Source organism: Pseudomonas sp. R4-84, assembly GCF_054130985.1.
This window is the reverse complement of record NZ_CP096390.1, coordinates 2,656,237-2,670,950: the sequence shown is the minus strand read 5'-3', so window position 1 is coordinate 2,670,950 and position 14,714 is coordinate 2,656,237. Positions and strand designations below refer to the sequence as shown.

General features: G+C 59.4%; 11 protein-coding genes. 6 read left to right on the top strand and 5 right to left on the bottom strand.

The genetic code is table 11. The annotated features are described in order from the left end of the window. Positions 1–11: 11 nt before the first annotated feature. The 5 genes from M1D68_RS12195 to M1D68_RS12175 all read right to left on the bottom strand — a co-directional run bounded on the left by M1D68_RS12195 (position 12) and on the right by M1D68_RS12175 (position 9,092). Positions 12–2,480: a UvrD-helicase domain-containing protein gene (locus tag M1D68_RS12195; protein WP_434564007.1), complete on the bottom strand. Its 2,469-nt coding sequence runs from the start codon at positions 2,478–2,480 to the stop codon at positions 12–14. A gap of 219 nt (positions 2,481–2,699) precedes the next feature. Continuing rightward, positions 2,700–4,346: a phosphoglucomutase (alpha-D-glucose-1,6-bisphosphate-dependent) gene (pgm, locus tag M1D68_RS12190; RefSeq protein ID WP_420764009.1), complete on the bottom strand. Its 1,647-nt coding sequence runs from the start codon at positions 4,344–4,346 to the stop codon at positions 2,700–2,702. 90 nt (positions 4,347–4,436) lie between these two features. Then, positions 4,437–5,834: an aminotransferase class I/II-fold pyridoxal phosphate-dependent enzyme gene (locus M1D68_RS12185; protein ID WP_434564005.1), complete on the bottom strand. Its 1,398-nt coding sequence runs from the start codon at positions 5,832–5,834 to the stop codon at positions 4,437–4,439. Positions 5,835–5,909: 75 nt separating this feature from the next. Beyond that, positions 5,910–7,397, bottom strand: a complete 1,488-nt coding sequence (locus M1D68_RS12180) for a hypothetical protein (protein ID WP_420764011.1) — start codon at positions 7,395–7,397, stop codon at positions 5,910–5,912. A gap of 669 nt (positions 7,398–8,066) precedes the next feature. Then, on the bottom strand, positions 8,067–9,092 hold the full coding sequence (locus M1D68_RS12175; RefSeq protein WP_420764012.1) for a zinc-dependent alcohol dehydrogenase family protein: 1,026 nt from the start codon (positions 9,090–9,092) through the stop codon (positions 8,067–8,069). 258 nt (positions 9,093–9,350) lie between these two features. Between M1D68_RS12175 and M1D68_RS12170 the strand changes: the two genes are divergently transcribed. From M1D68_RS12170 to M1D68_RS12145, 6 genes are all read left to right on the top strand, one after another. Further along, positions 9,351–10,265, top strand: coding sequence for a LysR family transcriptional regulator (locus M1D68_RS12170; protein WP_420764013.1), 915 nt, complete (start codon positions 9,351–9,353; stop codon positions 10,263–10,265). 345 nt (positions 10,266–10,610) lie between these two features. Continuing rightward, positions 10,611–10,910: a His-Xaa-Ser system protein HxsD gene (gene hxsD, locus M1D68_RS12165; RefSeq protein ID WP_457970535.1), complete on the top strand. Its 300-nt coding sequence runs from the start codon at positions 10,611–10,613 to the stop codon at positions 10,908–10,910. Further along, the gene (hxsB, locus tag M1D68_RS12160; RefSeq protein ID WP_457970533.1) at positions 10,907–12,394 is read left to right on the top strand and encodes a His-Xaa-Ser system radical SAM maturase HxsB; all 1,488 of its coding nucleotides are present in this window, start codon (positions 10,907–10,909) and stop codon (positions 12,392–12,394) included. Before hxsD ends, hxsB begins: the two co-directional genes overlap by 4 nt. Beyond that, positions 12,394–13,629: a His-Xaa-Ser system radical SAM maturase HxsC gene (hxsC, locus tag M1D68_RS12155; protein ID WP_457970531.1), complete on the top strand. Its 1,236-nt coding sequence runs from the start codon at positions 12,394–12,396 to the stop codon at positions 13,627–13,629. The genes hxsB and hxsC overlap by 1 nt, the downstream gene beginning before the upstream one ends. Then, positions 13,626–14,234 carry a His-Xaa-Ser repeat protein HxsA gene (gene hxsA / locus M1D68_RS12150; RefSeq protein ID WP_457970529.1) on the top strand — a complete coding sequence of 203 codons (609 nt, stop codon included), beginning with the start codon at positions 13,626–13,628 and terminating at the stop codon, positions 14,232–14,234. Before hxsC ends, hxsA begins: the two co-directional genes overlap by 4 nt. A 50-nt stretch (positions 14,235–14,284) precedes the next feature. After that, a complete protein-coding gene (locus tag M1D68_RS12145; protein WP_457970527.1) occupies positions 14,285–14,698 on the top strand; it encodes a hypothetical protein in 414 nt (137 codons plus the stop codon). Positions 14,699–14,714: the final 16 nt, after the last annotated feature.

Genomic DNA, 14,714 nt, shown 5'->3' with positions numbered 1-14,714 from the left:
GCCAAGGCAGCTCAGCCGCGCGCACGGCGGTGATCAGCGAAAAACGGTTTGCCTACCCCGACCCGGTCCGAGGCCTTCGGTGCGTTAGCCGCCTGGCTGTCCTGACCATCCACATACCAGTAGCAATGCTGCACCGCCCGTGTAATGCCCACATACGCCAAGCGCAGGATCTCATCGCGCTGCGCCGAGTCGTAAGGTTCGGCGTCGCCTTCCTGGCCCAACCCAGCCATTCGATACACCTGGTTCTTGTAGGGCGAACGGGTCAAATGTTGGCAGTCGCCTATCAAGAACACCGCATCCGCCTGGAGACCCTTGGCGCTATGGTAGGTCATCTGCCTGAGGCGCCTTTGAGAATACGGCAAGCTAGAATCCACATTAACTGTGGGCTCAATATACTTTTGTATCAATAGCTTATCGCTGCTTTTTCGATACAACATCAAGATCGAATCGCCGTTGCGGTAGTGCTCGCCGAGCCGCCTCGCCAAGCCTTCGTCGTCCCGCTCCAGCACATTGACGGGGCTCGGCGAACGAGGCTCTCCACTGGCCTTGGCTTTTTTGCCGGGAATGGAAGGCGTCGTACCGACGATATGTTCGGCCGCGTCGATGATGTATTGGTGGCTGCGGTAATTCTCGGTGAGCATGACCCGCGTATTCGCCGGTGATGGAAATTGCTTGTTGAATCCCACGAAAAAACTCGGCGAACTGCCACGCCACCCGTAGATCGACTGCCAGTCGTCACCCACGCACAGCAACGATGACCGCTGGGCGCCCCGCCCCACATGCATGGCGGGCCCGCGCTTGCGCACCTCACTTAGGGTCGCCCGCAGCCAGGAGACGATCTGTGGCGAAACGTCCTGGAACTCATCGATCATCAAATGTGACATCGACCTCAGCAGCGCGTCATCGAGCAGCTTGAAGTTCTCCGGCGAATGCTCGCTGTACAGCGAGAACATCCGGTTGTAGGTCATGACCGGAGGGGACTGGTCGAGCAAATGGTCTTCGAAAGCCCGCCAGAAACGGCTCAGCGCTTCGAAAAAATACCGATCCGGGTCGTCCTTGGAGAAACACAGCCTGCCCACGGCGTCCGGGACATCCAGGCCGAGGTTTTCGATGAAGCCCGCCGCCGAAACGAAACAATCCAGCAACGGTGCCGAAGCCAACTCGCCCTTTATCTTGTAATCAAAGCCGGGGCCCGCCGTGGCGTTGCCCGCCAGCGAGGCGAGGACCCGCCTGGCCTCTTCATAGCTTTCGAGCCAAATCAACGGCTTACGGCAGAAAGCTTGAAACAGGGTTCGCTTAACTGCCCATTCGGCGCGCAGGCTGAGCTTGGCGCCGGGCCGACTCAGTTGAGTATTTTCTCGCGGATCGAACCCTAGCATCACCCAGGCATCGAGGGTCGGTATGTAGCCGTGGCAATGAAACCTCGACCCATTGATCTCAAACGTTTCGCGCTTGGGCTCAACCCCTTTGATCGGCCAGGCGCCCGCGCGAAACCAGAGGTCTTCGATCGCATCGCACAACGCTTCGTCGCGCTGGGCCGCCAGCTCGGTCACAGCGATGCGCTTTTGCACATCCGGGTGGTCGCGCTCCAGTTCCTTGAGCCGCAAGGCGTGACGGGAAAGTGCCATCATCAGCTCACGGAACCGCTCGTCACGCTGGTAAAGCCCGTGGTAGCAGGCGTTGAGCTGCTGGCGCTGGGCATCGTTGATGCGCAGATCGAACGGATTGCCTTGGCCGTCCTCATCATCAGGCCCGGTTCGATGGCTCAGGGTCTCGAACGCCTGGAGCCGCTCGAATCCCGGCAAACTGCGGACCATGGGCAGGATACGAGAATGGAAGGTGCGCACCAGTTCGCGCGCCTCCTTCAACCCGATCGCCCGCCCCCAAAGCGCAAAGACCGAGATGAGCTTCTCGATGAAATCCTTGCGCGACTCCCGGGTAAATGTCACCACGGTCATCGAGCCCAGCTCGAAGCCCAGGTACTGTGAGAGCAGCACGATGCGCAGCACCAAGGTGGTGGACTTGCCCGCGCCCGCGCCCGCAACGACCGACGTCGCCGGCGTATCGCTGAAGATCATTTTCCATTGGGCGCTGCTGGGTTGCGCCTGCGCCGGCAACAACCGGGCAACGTCAGCCTTCATGCGTTTTTTCAGCTCGGCCGTCAGGGGGAAGCGCCAGTCATCGAACAGCAGGTCATCGACTTGGGGAGCGGGATGTTCAGTGCTTCGCGAATCCCGGATCAACAGGACCTGGCGACCCTCTTCCAACCCCTCGGCCTTGCCTTCGCTGAAACCATAGTCAAACCCGGCGGTGTGGCCGCTTCGAAAGCCATCGGCCTGACCGTGCAGCCAGGACGCCCGGTGTTGGGCGCGCAAGCGTGTCAGGCCGTGGCCGAATAAACGCGCGGCCAGGCGCTTGAACCAGGGCATCTGGGCCAGGGGCAAGAGGTCGGAGGGAAGATCGGGACGGTGTTGCGGCACGCTGGGGACTCCGGTGTTCAGAACCATGGCGACTATGGTGTCTGGATTTACCGGCGGATTCCAGCCAAAAGCTTTTAAGTCATGGATTTAGGCGATGAAATGAAAGTGCCATGGCAGGTTGGTATCGCAAGGTTTGCTGGCATGGCAATGCTTCGCGAGCAGGGTCACCCACCCCTGTATTGGCATCGCTGCAAATACAGGGGGGAGCGTAACGTTCGGTTACTGCCCGGAAATGGCCCCGTCCACCAGCGCCTGGGCTTCGACCACCAGTTGTTTAAGGTGCTCGTCGCTCACGAAGCTCTCCGCATAGATCTTGTAGATGTCTTCAGTGCCCGACGGACGCGCTGCGAACCAGCCGTTCTCGGTCATCACTTTCAGGCCGCCGATGGCCTGGTCGTTGCCTGGCGCATGGCTGAGGATGTTCTGGATCGCCTCCCCGGCCAGTTCGGTGGACTGGACCTGGTCCGGCGACAACTTGCTCAGCAGTGCTTTTTGCTGCGGGCTGGCCTTGGCGTCGACCCGCACCGAGAACGGTTCACCCAACTCGTCTGTCAGGGCGCGATAGGCCTGGCTTGGATCACGACCCGTGCGAGCGGTCATCTCAGCAGCCAGCAACGCCGGAATCAGACCGTCCTTGTCGGTACTCCAGACGCCACCGTCCTTGCGCAGGAACGAGGCGCCGGCGCTTTCTTCGCCGCCGAAACCGAGGGAACCGTCGAACAGTCCATCGGCAAACCACTTGAAGCCCACCGGGACTTCATAGAGGCGTCGTCCCAGACGGTTGGCCACGCGATCGATCAGGCCACTGCTGACGACAGTCTTGCCGACAGCGGCATCGGCACGCCATTGCGGGCGGTTCTGGAACAGGTAGTCGATCGACACTGCCAGGTAGTTGTTCGGCGCCAGCAGGCCGCCGCTCGGAGTCACGATACCGTGGCGGTCATGATCCGGGTCACAGGCGAACGCCACGTCAAACCGTTCTTTCAGGCCGATCAGGCCTTGCATGGCGTGGCTGGAGGATGGGTCCATGCGGATTTGTCCATCCCAGTCGACCGTCATGAAGCGGAAGGTCGAATCGACGTGAGTATTGACCACGTCCAGATCCAGTCGATAGTGCTCGGCGATGGCCGGCCAGTAGCGCACGCCCGCGCCACCCAGCGGGTCGACGCCCAAGCGCAACCCGGCATTGCGAATGGCATCAAAATCGATGACGTTGACCAGATCTGCCACGTAGGTATTGAGGAAATCATGGCGGTGGGTGGTGTCGGCCTTGAGCGCCTGTTCGTAGCTGATGCGCTTGACGCCGGCCAGCTGGTTGGCGAGCAGCTCATTGGCCTTGGCTTCGATCCATTTGGTGATATGGGTATCCGCCGGGCCACCGTTGGTTGGGTTGTATTTGTAGCCACCGCTTTGCGGCGGATTATGGGACGGCGTGATGACGATGCCATCGGCCAGGCCAGTGGTGCGGCCTCGGTTGTAGCAGAGGATGGCGTGGGAAACGGCCGGCGTAGGGGTGTATTCATCGCCTTCGGCAATCATCACGGTGACACCGTTGGCGGCCAGCACTTCCAGGGCGCTGGCTGCCGCGGGGGTCGACAACGCATGGGTGTCGATGCCGACGAACAGCGGCCCATCGATACCTTGGGCTTCGCGGTAAAGGCAAATCGCCTGGCTGATGGCCAGCACATGCCATTCATTGAAGCCCAGGTCGAAAGAACTGCCGCGGTGCCCCGAGGTGCCGAAAGCGACGCGCTGGGTCGCGACCGAGGCATCGGGTCGGCCCGTGTAATAGGCCGTAACCAGTCGCGGGATATCGATCAACAACTCTGCCGGTGCCGGCTTGCCCGCAAATGGACTGACTGTCATGCAAAACCTCGGAATGGAGTGGCTCGAAAATGGATGCAGTTTACTGACAGTTCGACCATCACGCGATGGGTTCGATCCCTGGCCCAGCGATCAAGATTGCTCGAGCTTCAAAGCGTCGGCCAATGCAGATAGGGCGGCCTGCCGATCGTCCACTGAGCTGAATGCGTGGGTCAGGCGCAGATGCTGGCCGTACATCCCCTGGATGCTGAACAATTCTCCCGGCGCGATGACGATTCGACGGGCCAGCAGGCGCTGAAAGACCCGGCGCATGTCAGCTGGGCGCGAAGTTCGCGCCCAGACCGTCGCCCCTCCTTCGGGCTCCACCCATTGCAGGCAATCACTCACCCGCTCGCGCAACAATTGCGAGGTCGACGCGGCGCTTTCCCGCAGCAAGCGGCGCAAGACCAGGAGGTGCTGGTCGATCCTTCCATTGCTGTACAGGCGTGCAATGGCCTTCTGGCGAATCGGCGACAGGCGAAATGCGCGCAGCAGGAAGTGCCGTTGCAAGGTCAACGTCAATTGCCTGGACAGCACGTAACCGTAGGGCGCCTCGGCACCGATGGTTTTCTCGAACGTGGAGTAGACAATCAGGCGATCCGGGTCCAGCAGATCCCGAAATGGCGTGCTCCCTGGCTCGAATACCAAGTCGGTGTAGCTATCGTTCTCCAGCACCCAGGTACCGTATCGTTCGAGCAACCGCGCCACGGCGCGGCGATTACCCTCGCTCGCGCGCGTCCCCCTGGGCATGCTCAAGACCGAGGACAGCACCACCAGGCTCACCGTTTCGCTCGCAAGCAATCGCTCCAGTTGCTCGACGTCCATGTCCCCGCCCGCCGGTGATGGCAGCTCGATCACTTGCACATCGGCCGCTTGCAGCAGGCGCAGGACAGTCCAGTCGCCGGGTGACTCCATCAGCACCGTCGCCCCCTTGAGGGCCAATACCGCGATGAGGATCTCCAGGACACCTCGCAGGTCGGCACCGATATAAACGTCGTCGGCATTCCAGCATCGGGCCGGCGAAGACGTATAGCGAGCCGCAAGGGCCGTTCGCAGCTCCTGTTCGCCCCAGGGTTGCGAGGGCAATTGTGAAGCGCGCGGGTATTGGCGGAGCAACTCACGCTCGAGCAAAAGCAGCGGGCTGTCCAGCGGCTGCAGGGAAGCCGGCTCATCATCGCTGAGCACCAGCATGCCAGGCCTGCGGGCGTTGACATACAAGGTTTCGAGCAAATCCTCACCGTCGCCCAGGTCGGCAACGCAGGGCACCGGCGACGCGTAGTAACCGGACTTGGCGATCGAATACACGCGCCCTTCCTTCTCCAGTAGGGAGTAGGCGTACTGGATCGTCGAGATGGATACGCTCAGGCGCTCGGACAACTGCCGCAACGATGGCAATCGCACCTTGGCGTCTGCGCCAAGCTCATTGATGAGGTTCGTCAGGTATCGGTAGACCGCCTGGTAGGCGAAATCTGTTTCCCGGCCTACCTTCATGAGCCCGCGCCAACGATACGAGCCATGGCCAGCCGTGCCGGGACGAGAAAAGCCAACCCCTTCAAACCCCGTTCCTCAGCGTCGCGCCGAGCGTTCGCGCAATCCATCGGTACCCTGCTCATCTTCATCCGTATCGAAGCCTTGCTCGACTGATTGCGGGCCGACCACCGAAACCGCCCCCCGTTCCGCGGGGACGAGTCGGACGCGGTACAACTTGCCAAGCATCGGGATAGACAGGCCGCTGACATCCACCATCCATTGCGCAACCTGATCGGCGACGGTCCCTCCCTGCAAGGCTTTGTGCAGGTCCGGCATCGCCACCAGCATGCCCGGATGGCTACAGCGCAGGAAATGCTCCAGCCCCGCGCCATTGTCCACGAAGGGCGCAAACAGCATGCACACCAGTTGGGTTTCATTGAGCCTCAAGGTGTTTTGCACCTCGTTGGCTGCCTGGGCGCGACGCTCGGGGATGGCCGCCGGCGAGCCGAACAGTTCCTGGACCTGTTGGCAGACATGGAGGGGTAATTGCTTGCGATGCATGAGCATGACAGTGCGCTGCACATAGTCGCCATAGCCGGTTTCATAGCTGCGGCCTTGCAGATAGCAGGCCTGCAAGCCGTACAGGTGAGCGGACAGGAACGGACTGAGGAACTCATGCTCGATCGTTGGCGCAACCAGCCCATCGGGACGTACCCGCAGAAATTCACTGAACAGAGGCCAGTTGTTTTCCTCCAGGCGATCGACGATCAGGTCGTCGATGCTGATATGCCCTATCCGCCGACAGGCCTCGAACTGACCTTCGGGCCGCCACGGCCCCAGGCGGGCCCGGCCATAGAACTGTTGGAAGAAATCGCCGCCTATCGTGTCGAGCTGCATGAACAGGCCGTCGAAGCCACAACTCGGATCGACAGGCTGGCCGACCTTGCGGGTCGCACGATGAAGGCCCGCCATGAATTGCTTCTGCTGGCGTGGCGTGTCGCTGCTGACCCATGAATCGACGCCCGACTCCCAGCGCGCCACATGCCTGTAGAATTCCGCCATTGCCAGGTAGCCCTCATCCCCCAGGCCCAAGAGGCTGTCGGACGGACGCAGGTGGCCCAGCATCAGCATGTGGGTCCGATTGGACTCATACCACGCCTCCGAAGGTGCCTTGCGATGGTCGAATGGCACCACCTCACGGTTGTCGGCCATGAGCAGCTCCACCCTGGGGTCGTCGTAGAGGAACAACGCGCTGTAGCAGCGATGAATATTCTCCAGGCTGGCCTGGGTCGTCTCCCCCAGGCGAGGCGTGGCGACGCGAAGATCAAACGTCGCCGGGTGCCGACCGGCGATGCTCAATTGCGCCGCTCGCAAGGCTGTCAGGACGTAGAACCCCTCTCGGCTCCCGTTCTGCACCGACAGCACCCGGTAATCGCCGATTCGCTCGATGCCCCCAGCGGCAACGATCAAGCGTTGGATCAGGAGCTGCAGTGCAGTCCGTTCCGCTCGGGAATAAAAATCCAGCAAGCGTTGCAATACTTGCTGATAAACGTAAGTCATTGCCTGTTCATGAATTGCACTCATAACCATTTACCTGGAAATTCGATTATCGGCGTCGCGCCCGCACCAATCCGATTGCGCGACGCAGTGTTCTGAATATTGCTTTGTTATTGCCAACAGTATTGGCAATACGCTCCATGTTTGCCTTGGGTAATCATTTGACACATACGAGGCACCTTGACCCCGCCGCCTCATCAGAACCCAGGAAAACCCCGCAATCATTGCCCCTCGCTGAACAATCGTTACGTCCTAGGAGATTTCTTACAACTTCCCACAGACTAGAGAGACAACAGATAAAGAACATGCCGAAAAGCAACTCTCCTGTTGACCAACTCGATTTTCCCCATGATCGACGGGCAGGACCAAAGCAACTACCATCCGGGCCATTTTGAATATTCGCTGAAGGGTCGAAACCTGAGTAAAGTCTGTATTGCGCCACGACTTCTTCCTTGAGTTGGAAACAAGCGTTCAATTATCAGCACTTAAATAATGATTAGAAGATACAGATTGGCGCCAAAAACCAGTTCAGTTGCGCGACTTCGGTTTCAACGCGGGGAAAAGCGGCACAGGTAACGCGCACAAGCAGGCGCAGGGCCGCCTTGGATAAGGCAAGACGCAATGAAAAGGCGCGTGGCCAGGCAGGCCAGGGCCGCGCAAGAGCCGAAACCGCTGGCTCTTGCGCAAGGAGGGGAATCAGGCGGGGTCGACCACCTGAAGGGCAACACGTTCGCGGCAAGGGCATTCGCCCATGTAGCGGTGGGCCTCGACGAACTCGGAGAAGGGAAAGACCCGAGTCTTGAGTGGCAACACGACACGATCGGCGGTGAGCTGGTTGATATCACGCAATGCGCGCTGCAAGGCCACCTGGTCCTGGACAATCCCCAGTTCCGGCTTGCCGGTGAAATTGCCGATGCAGTGCACGAAGAACTGGATGTTCTTCTGGAAGGCCGCGCAAGCCGGAAATGGCGTCTGGTTGCCACCCTGCAAGCCATACAGCACCAGGCTGCCACGAGGTGCCAGCACGTCACCCAGGAGCGACATCTGCGGACCGCCAAGGCCGTCGAACACGACGTCGACGCCACGATTGTCCGTCAGCTTGTTGATTTGCATCAGCAAGTCCTGCTCTTCGGTAACGATCACCTTTTCGGCGCCCAGCGACAGCAGATATTCGCGCTCGTCGGCAGTCTTGGTCGCTGCGATCACCCGCACACCCAAGGCCTTGCCCAGCTGCACGAACGACGGACCGGCGCAATGGCTGGCATCGGTGACCAGGGCAAACTGCCCAGGCTTGACCCGTGCCAGGTCCATGTAAGCGAAGTAGGCGATCAACAGCGGCGTGTAATGCACCGCGGCCTCGATTGGGCTGAGCACGTCGGGATAGCGAGTCAGCGCGGTGCGTGGCAGCACGATGACCTCGCCATACACCGGATAATCGTTCGGACTCTCTGCGGGGAAGCTGGCGACCTTGTCGCCGACGGCCAGATCGTCGACACCGTCGCCGATGGCGGTGACCACGCCAGCCATTTCATGGCCAAGCCCCGAAGGCAGGCGCGCCTGGGACGACGCCAGGTTCTGGCGCCACAGGGTGTCATACCAGCTGATGCCGATCGCTTCGACGCGGACCTGCACTTCTCCCGGCGCAGGAAGAGCCGCCGCATGCTCTTCGCATTTGAGCACCTCGGCACCACCAAACTTGTGAAAACGGATCGTGCGGGACATCGCAAACCTCGTCAAAGTAACCTCTAATGCCATGAACTCTATCCGGGCTTTGTAGCCAAGACCATCAGTGGCTATTAATAGTCGACATGCCTGTCATTGATTCCGCAGCAAGAAAACCTAACCAGTCCTGTAGGACTTATCCCTAAGAAAATGCATTTACCCGATGCAGAGTACCAGCCTTTCCCCGTAAGATTCATGCCGGTCATTGTTCCCATATGGCCGCCCACGTCAAGCTTGCCGAATCTGCCAGGACCCCAGATGAATCGTAATGACCTGCGTCGTGTCGACCTGAACCTGTTGATCGTGTTCGAAACATTGATGCATGAACGCAGTGTGACCCGCGCCGCCGAGAAGCTGTTTCTCGGCCAGCCGGCCATCAGCGCCGCGCTGTCGCGCCTGCGCAGCCTGTTCGATGACCCCTTGTTCGTGCGCACCGGGCGCAGCATGGAACCCACCGCCCGAGCGGTGGAAATCTTCGCCCTGCTCTCTCCGGCCCTGGATTCAATCTCCACCGCGGTCAGCCGGGCGGCGGAATTCGACCCGGCCACCAGCACTTCGGTGTTTCGCATCGGCCTGTCGGACGATGCCGAATTCGCCCTCCTGCCCATGCTGCTCAAGCGCCTGCGAGCCGAAGCACCGGGCATTGTGCTGGTGGTGCGCCGGGTCAATTACATCCTGATGCCGGGCTTGCTGGCCTCGGGGGAAATCTCCATCGGCGTCAGCTATACCGACGACTTGCCGGCCAATGCCAAACGCAAGGTATTGCGTCGCAGTTCACCGAAAGTGCTACGGGCCGACACCGCGCCGGGACGGCTGACCCTGGACGAATTCTGCGCCCGGCCCCACGCCCTGGTGTCATTCGCCGGGGATTTGAGCGGCTTTATCGATGAAGAACTGGAAAAACTCGACCGCAAGCGCCATGTGGTACTGGCGGTTCCGCAGTTCAACGGCCTGAGCACACTGTTATCGGGCACCGACATCATCGCCACCGTACCCGATTACACCGCCGACGCGTTGACCGCCGCCGGCGGCGTGCGCGCCGAAGACCCACCCATCCCGGTGCGAAGCTTCGAACTGCACATGGCTTGGCGGGGATCACAGGATAATGACCCGGGAGAACGCTGGTTGCGGTCGCGGATCCAGATGTTTTTTGGCGACCCTGAAAGTCTTTAGATTTCGTCCGGCAGGCTGTTTAGCTGATCATTTCTGACTTTTCACCGGTCGTGGCGATCCATTCACTTCCAGTGGATTGCTACATTGGGGGCATATTTGAGGGCATGCTTGGATGGTTTGAAAAGGATGCCCCCAGCCTGAGGCCAAGCAAGCTATTAATGTGGATGGGTGGACTAAGGGAGATATGACCCCTCGGCCCTACCCCGTATCAATGGCCGAGCCGTAGTGAGCGCACCACCCACCACGCTGGACAAATACGTGCAAATGTAAAAAATTATGATGGCATAATGCCTCGGCAACCTGCAAAATCCACACGTTTCCAACGGATTTGAAGGAGCGGTTCCGATGACATGGCCAGTCACGCTGAAACTCGACAGCGCAGCCTACCCGCTCAGCGTGGTGCAACGCGCCGCTTATTCCCTGGCCGACACTGTCGCGATCCAGGTCGGTATTGAAACCAATCAGATAAGCCTCACGGCCCATCCCGCTGAAGCAAGGCTAACGCTTTCCCCGAAGCAGGCTCACTCGCTGATCCTCCAGCATCTGAACGACTTTGCCCTACGCGACCATATCAACCGCGAAACAGCAGGGTTGCGCGAAGTCCTGGCCCGAGCCGCGCTCGCTGGATGTGGGGTTTCGAAGTGACACTAATAGCGACAGACGCCAAGCACTACCGCTTGCTGCCTTTTCGATTCATGCGCATGAACACGGGACATGACCGTGACATCCTGCTCACCTCCGATACCGGTGAGTACATGCACGTGAACGACGCGCAATTACGAGCCCTCAGTTACTTCGACGTTCAAGCAAGTACGCCTTTTTACAAGGACCTGCTGGCCCGCCACTTCATCTACGAACCAGGCCGCCACGACCCGTTCCCGGAAATGGCCGCGCAGTATCGCAGCCGCAAGGACTTCCTCTTCCAGGGCCCAGCACTGCACTTGTTCGTAGTGACATTGCGCTGCAACCACACCTGCCAGTACTGCCAGGTGTCGCGTGCCCCTCTGGGAGGATCCGGCCACGACCTGTCGGAAGCGGATGCACAGGCGGCGGTCGATCGCCTGTTCGAATCGAACGCTCCCGCCCTGACTGTGGAGTTTCAGGGTGGCGAGCCGCTTCTGGCCTTCGAGCGCGTCCGCCAGATTGTCGAATGGATCGTTGAACGAAACGTGGTCGAACAACGGGATATCCAGTTCGTCATCACCACCACGCTGCACCACCTGACGGAGGAAATACTCGACTTCGCAGAACAAAATCGCATCCAGTTTTCGACCTCGCTCGATGGGCCGGCGCCCTTGCACAATGCCAACCGCCCTACCCCGTCACGAGACTCCTACGAACGCACTGTAAAAGGCATCCAGTGGGTCCGTGAACGCCTTGGCCATGATGCAGTTTCCGCGCTGACCACGCTGACTTCAAGAAGCCTCGAACAACCTGAAGCGATCATCGATGAGTATGTAAGCCAGGGCTTTTCCAGCATCTCGCTTCGGCCTCTGAGCCCTTATGGGTTTGCCACCAAGATTGCCCATCGACTTGATTACCCTATTGAGCGATACCTGGCCTTCTACAAGAAGGCACTGACCTATTTGCTGCATATCAACCAACAGGGCGTATTCCTCTCAGAGACTTATACGAGCCTGTTGCTGAAGAATATCCTGACACCCTTCTCCTCCGGCTATGTAGACCTGCGCTCCCCCGCTGGCGCAGGCACTGCGGCGCTGGTCTACAACTATGACGGTTACGTCTATCCCTCGGACGAAGCCCGAATGTTGCTGGAGATGGGTGAAGACGGCTTGAGGCTCGGCACCGTGCAGCAACCCTTGTCTGAATTGCTCGCATCGCTCGTTATGAATGCGTTGCTCGCCAGTGGTGTAGCAGAGGCGCTGCCGGGCTGCTCCGATTGCGCACTTGTCCCGTACTGCGGTGCTGACCCCATCGAACACTACGCCCGTCAATCTGACCCGATCGGACACCGAGTGTTCAGCAGCTTCTGCAAGAAGAACATGGGGCTGCTGAAGCATCTTTTCGGCCTGCTTTGCGATGGCGACGACAACGTACAGAGAGTGCTGCTGTCTTGGTTGAACAGGCGCTCTTACAACGATGTTCGATTTCCGGGTTACAGGGGCTGATGGCGATGCTGCGCAAAGATACCCGCTTCGAAATCCATCACCTGAATGAGCCGAAACTGCTCAAAGTCATCACTCTGGATGAATTCATCGAACAAGGCCTGGCTGTTTGTGCCGGAAGCGCTGAATTCGGTGACCTGCTGCTTTGGCTGCCAAACGAAGTACGGCTACGGAGCCCGCATCTGCTCTCATTACCAGTGGGTGGATTCCTGATCCCGGAGCCATTGATCGGCGACTTCGACTGCGCGCGGCCATACCTGCACACCCCCAAAGATGCGGATGTCGTGCAGCCCGGCGATGTCATTGCCATCACACCAGGCAACGCGTTGGTGCGAGTGCTCTATCGACGAGGCTCAGATAGCAACCTGCTGTTCATGACCGATCGTTGCAACAGCCTCTGCCTGATGTGCTCGCAGCCGCCCAAAGATATCGATGACCGCTGGCACATCGAGGAGAACCTACGGCTGATCGACCTGATGGACCCGGGCGAAGAAAATCTGGGAATCAGCGGTGGAGAACCAACGCTTTATCGCGACGGCCTGCTGGAAATCCTAGCCAAGTGCAAAGCCGTTTTGCCACAGAAATCCATTCATGTACTCAGCAACGGGCGTCTGTTCCAAGACCCGAGCTGGATCGCAGCGCTCTCTGCAATCGGCCACCCTCAGTTGAGCTGGGGCATCCCCCTGTATGCCGACAATGCCGAAGACCATGACCATGTGGTGCAGGCTCCCGGCGCGTTTAGCGAAACCCTGCAAGGTCTTTACAACCTGGCGCGCGCCAACCAGATTATCGAGATACGCGTGGTGCTCAATCGCCTGACCACGCCACGTTTGCCAGAGCTTGCCCACTACGTGTTCAGGAACCTACCCTTCGTGCGGCATGTTGCGCTGATGGGTATCGAAAGTACCGGCCTGGCCAGGAAAAACTACGAAGAACTGTGGATTGACCCGCTGGACTATCAGGAGTCGTTGAGCCAGGCCGTGTATTTCCTGTTCAACCGCGGAGTGCCGGTTTCGATCTACAACTTGCCCCTGTGCCTGATCCCGGCCCACCTCTCGCGTTTCGCCCGCCAGAGCATCTCGGACTGGAAGAACCTGTTCATCGATACCTGCCAGCAATGCGCTGCCGTCAAACATTGCTCTGGCTTCTTCAAATCCCACACCGACCGCTGGCAGAGCCGCGGCGTACAACTACTATCGACCGAGGCCTTTAGCGCCTATGCAAGGAGTGCACAGTGAAATTGCTCGACCGCTGGAAAGTCCTGATCAGTGGGATCAGCCTGCTGCCAATAGCAGGTACCACCCTGGTACAGGCGGGCCATCTGCCACTCGCCGATGCGAACTGGCAACCCAACGACAAGCTACAGCCCCCGGTATTTGCCGATACGCTCAATGCGCCAAACACCGTCAACATCTATGCGGCGCATCGCTCGCACAGTTCTCACCGGTCCCACAGCTCGCACAGTTCTCACTACAGCGGCTCGGGTGGCTATAGCGCACCTCGCTACTACAGCCCACCCGCTACTAGTACCCGAGGCTACAGCGCGCCGAGTGCTTCGAGCAGCCCTCCAAGCAGCAACAGCCTTTATCAGTCGTCTGGCACTACCAGCGGGACAAGTTCGAGCACTTCTAAGAGCCGCGCGACCAATGAGCAGAAAAGCAACCTGGTCACCCGTGTGCAGACCGCGCTGATGGTGCGCCAGTATTACCAAGGCACCATTGATGGGGTGATGGGCAAAGCAACACGTGGTGCGTTGATGGCCTTTCAAATGGACAGTGGGCTGACCGTGAATGGCCGGATGGATACACCATCGCTGAATGCGTTGGGGATCAAGATTCCATAAGTCGCTTCAGGTTAAAGCTAGCGTCCGTTCAGCAACGGAGGAATTATCCCATGCAGCATATCATTCAGGTCGACAACACTCTCTGGGCTTTGACCAGCCGCCTGCAAGGCAAGGAACTGCAAATACCGTCGCGTAGCGCCCGTTGCCGTATCACGACCGTTGATGCAAATCGCGTTGTGATTGAGACCGGATCGGAAGACTCGCAGTTGGCGCTGACTCGAGCAGCTTTCCAGCAAACGTTGGACTACCTCGCCGATAACAGTCATTTCGGCCAAGCACAAGCGGTGGAAATCAACTCCAACCATACGTACGAAAAAGCCGGCCCACTTTGCCAGGCGGCTCGTTACAGAGCAGAAGGCAAGCCGGGCCGTACCAATATCACTTACATTCTGCCGATTCTGGAGCAGTGCCAGGCAGTCGGCATCCGGTCCACCACCCCAAACAGCACTTGGCTGCTGCCCTGAACAGCTCCCGAAATCT

What these genes read in the sequence shown, in the direction of transcription:
- pgm (WP_420764009.1), bottom strand. Translation starts at nt 4,346, where the DNA reads ATGACAGTCAGTCCATTTGCGGGCAAGCCGGCACCGGCAGAGTTGTTG.
- M1D68_RS12185 (WP_434564005.1), bottom strand. Translation starts at nt 5,834, where the DNA reads ATGAAGGTAGGCCGGGAAACAGATTTCGCCTACCAGGCGGTCTACCGA.
- M1D68_RS12180 (WP_420764011.1), bottom strand. Translation starts at nt 7,397, where the DNA reads ATGAGTGCAATTCATGAACAGGCAATGACTTACGTTTATCAGCAAGTA.
- M1D68_RS12175 (WP_420764012.1), bottom strand. Translation starts at nt 9,092, where the DNA reads ATGTCCCGCACGATCCGTTTTCACAAGTTTGGTGGTGCCGAGGTGCTC.
- M1D68_RS12170 (WP_420764013.1), top strand. Translation starts at nt 9,351, where the DNA reads ATGAATCGTAATGACCTGCGTCGTGTCGACCTGAACCTGTTGATCGTG.
- hxsD (WP_457970535.1), top strand. Translation starts at nt 10,611, where the DNA reads ATGACATGGCCAGTCACGCTGAAACTCGACAGCGCAGCCTACCCGCTC.
- hxsC (WP_457970531.1), top strand. Translation starts at nt 12,394, where the DNA reads ATGGCGATGCTGCGCAAAGATACCCGCTTCGAAATCCATCACCTGAAT.
- M1D68_RS12145 (WP_457970527.1), top strand. Translation starts at nt 14,285, where the DNA reads ATGCAGCATATCATTCAGGTCGACAACACTCTCTGGGCTTTGACCAGC.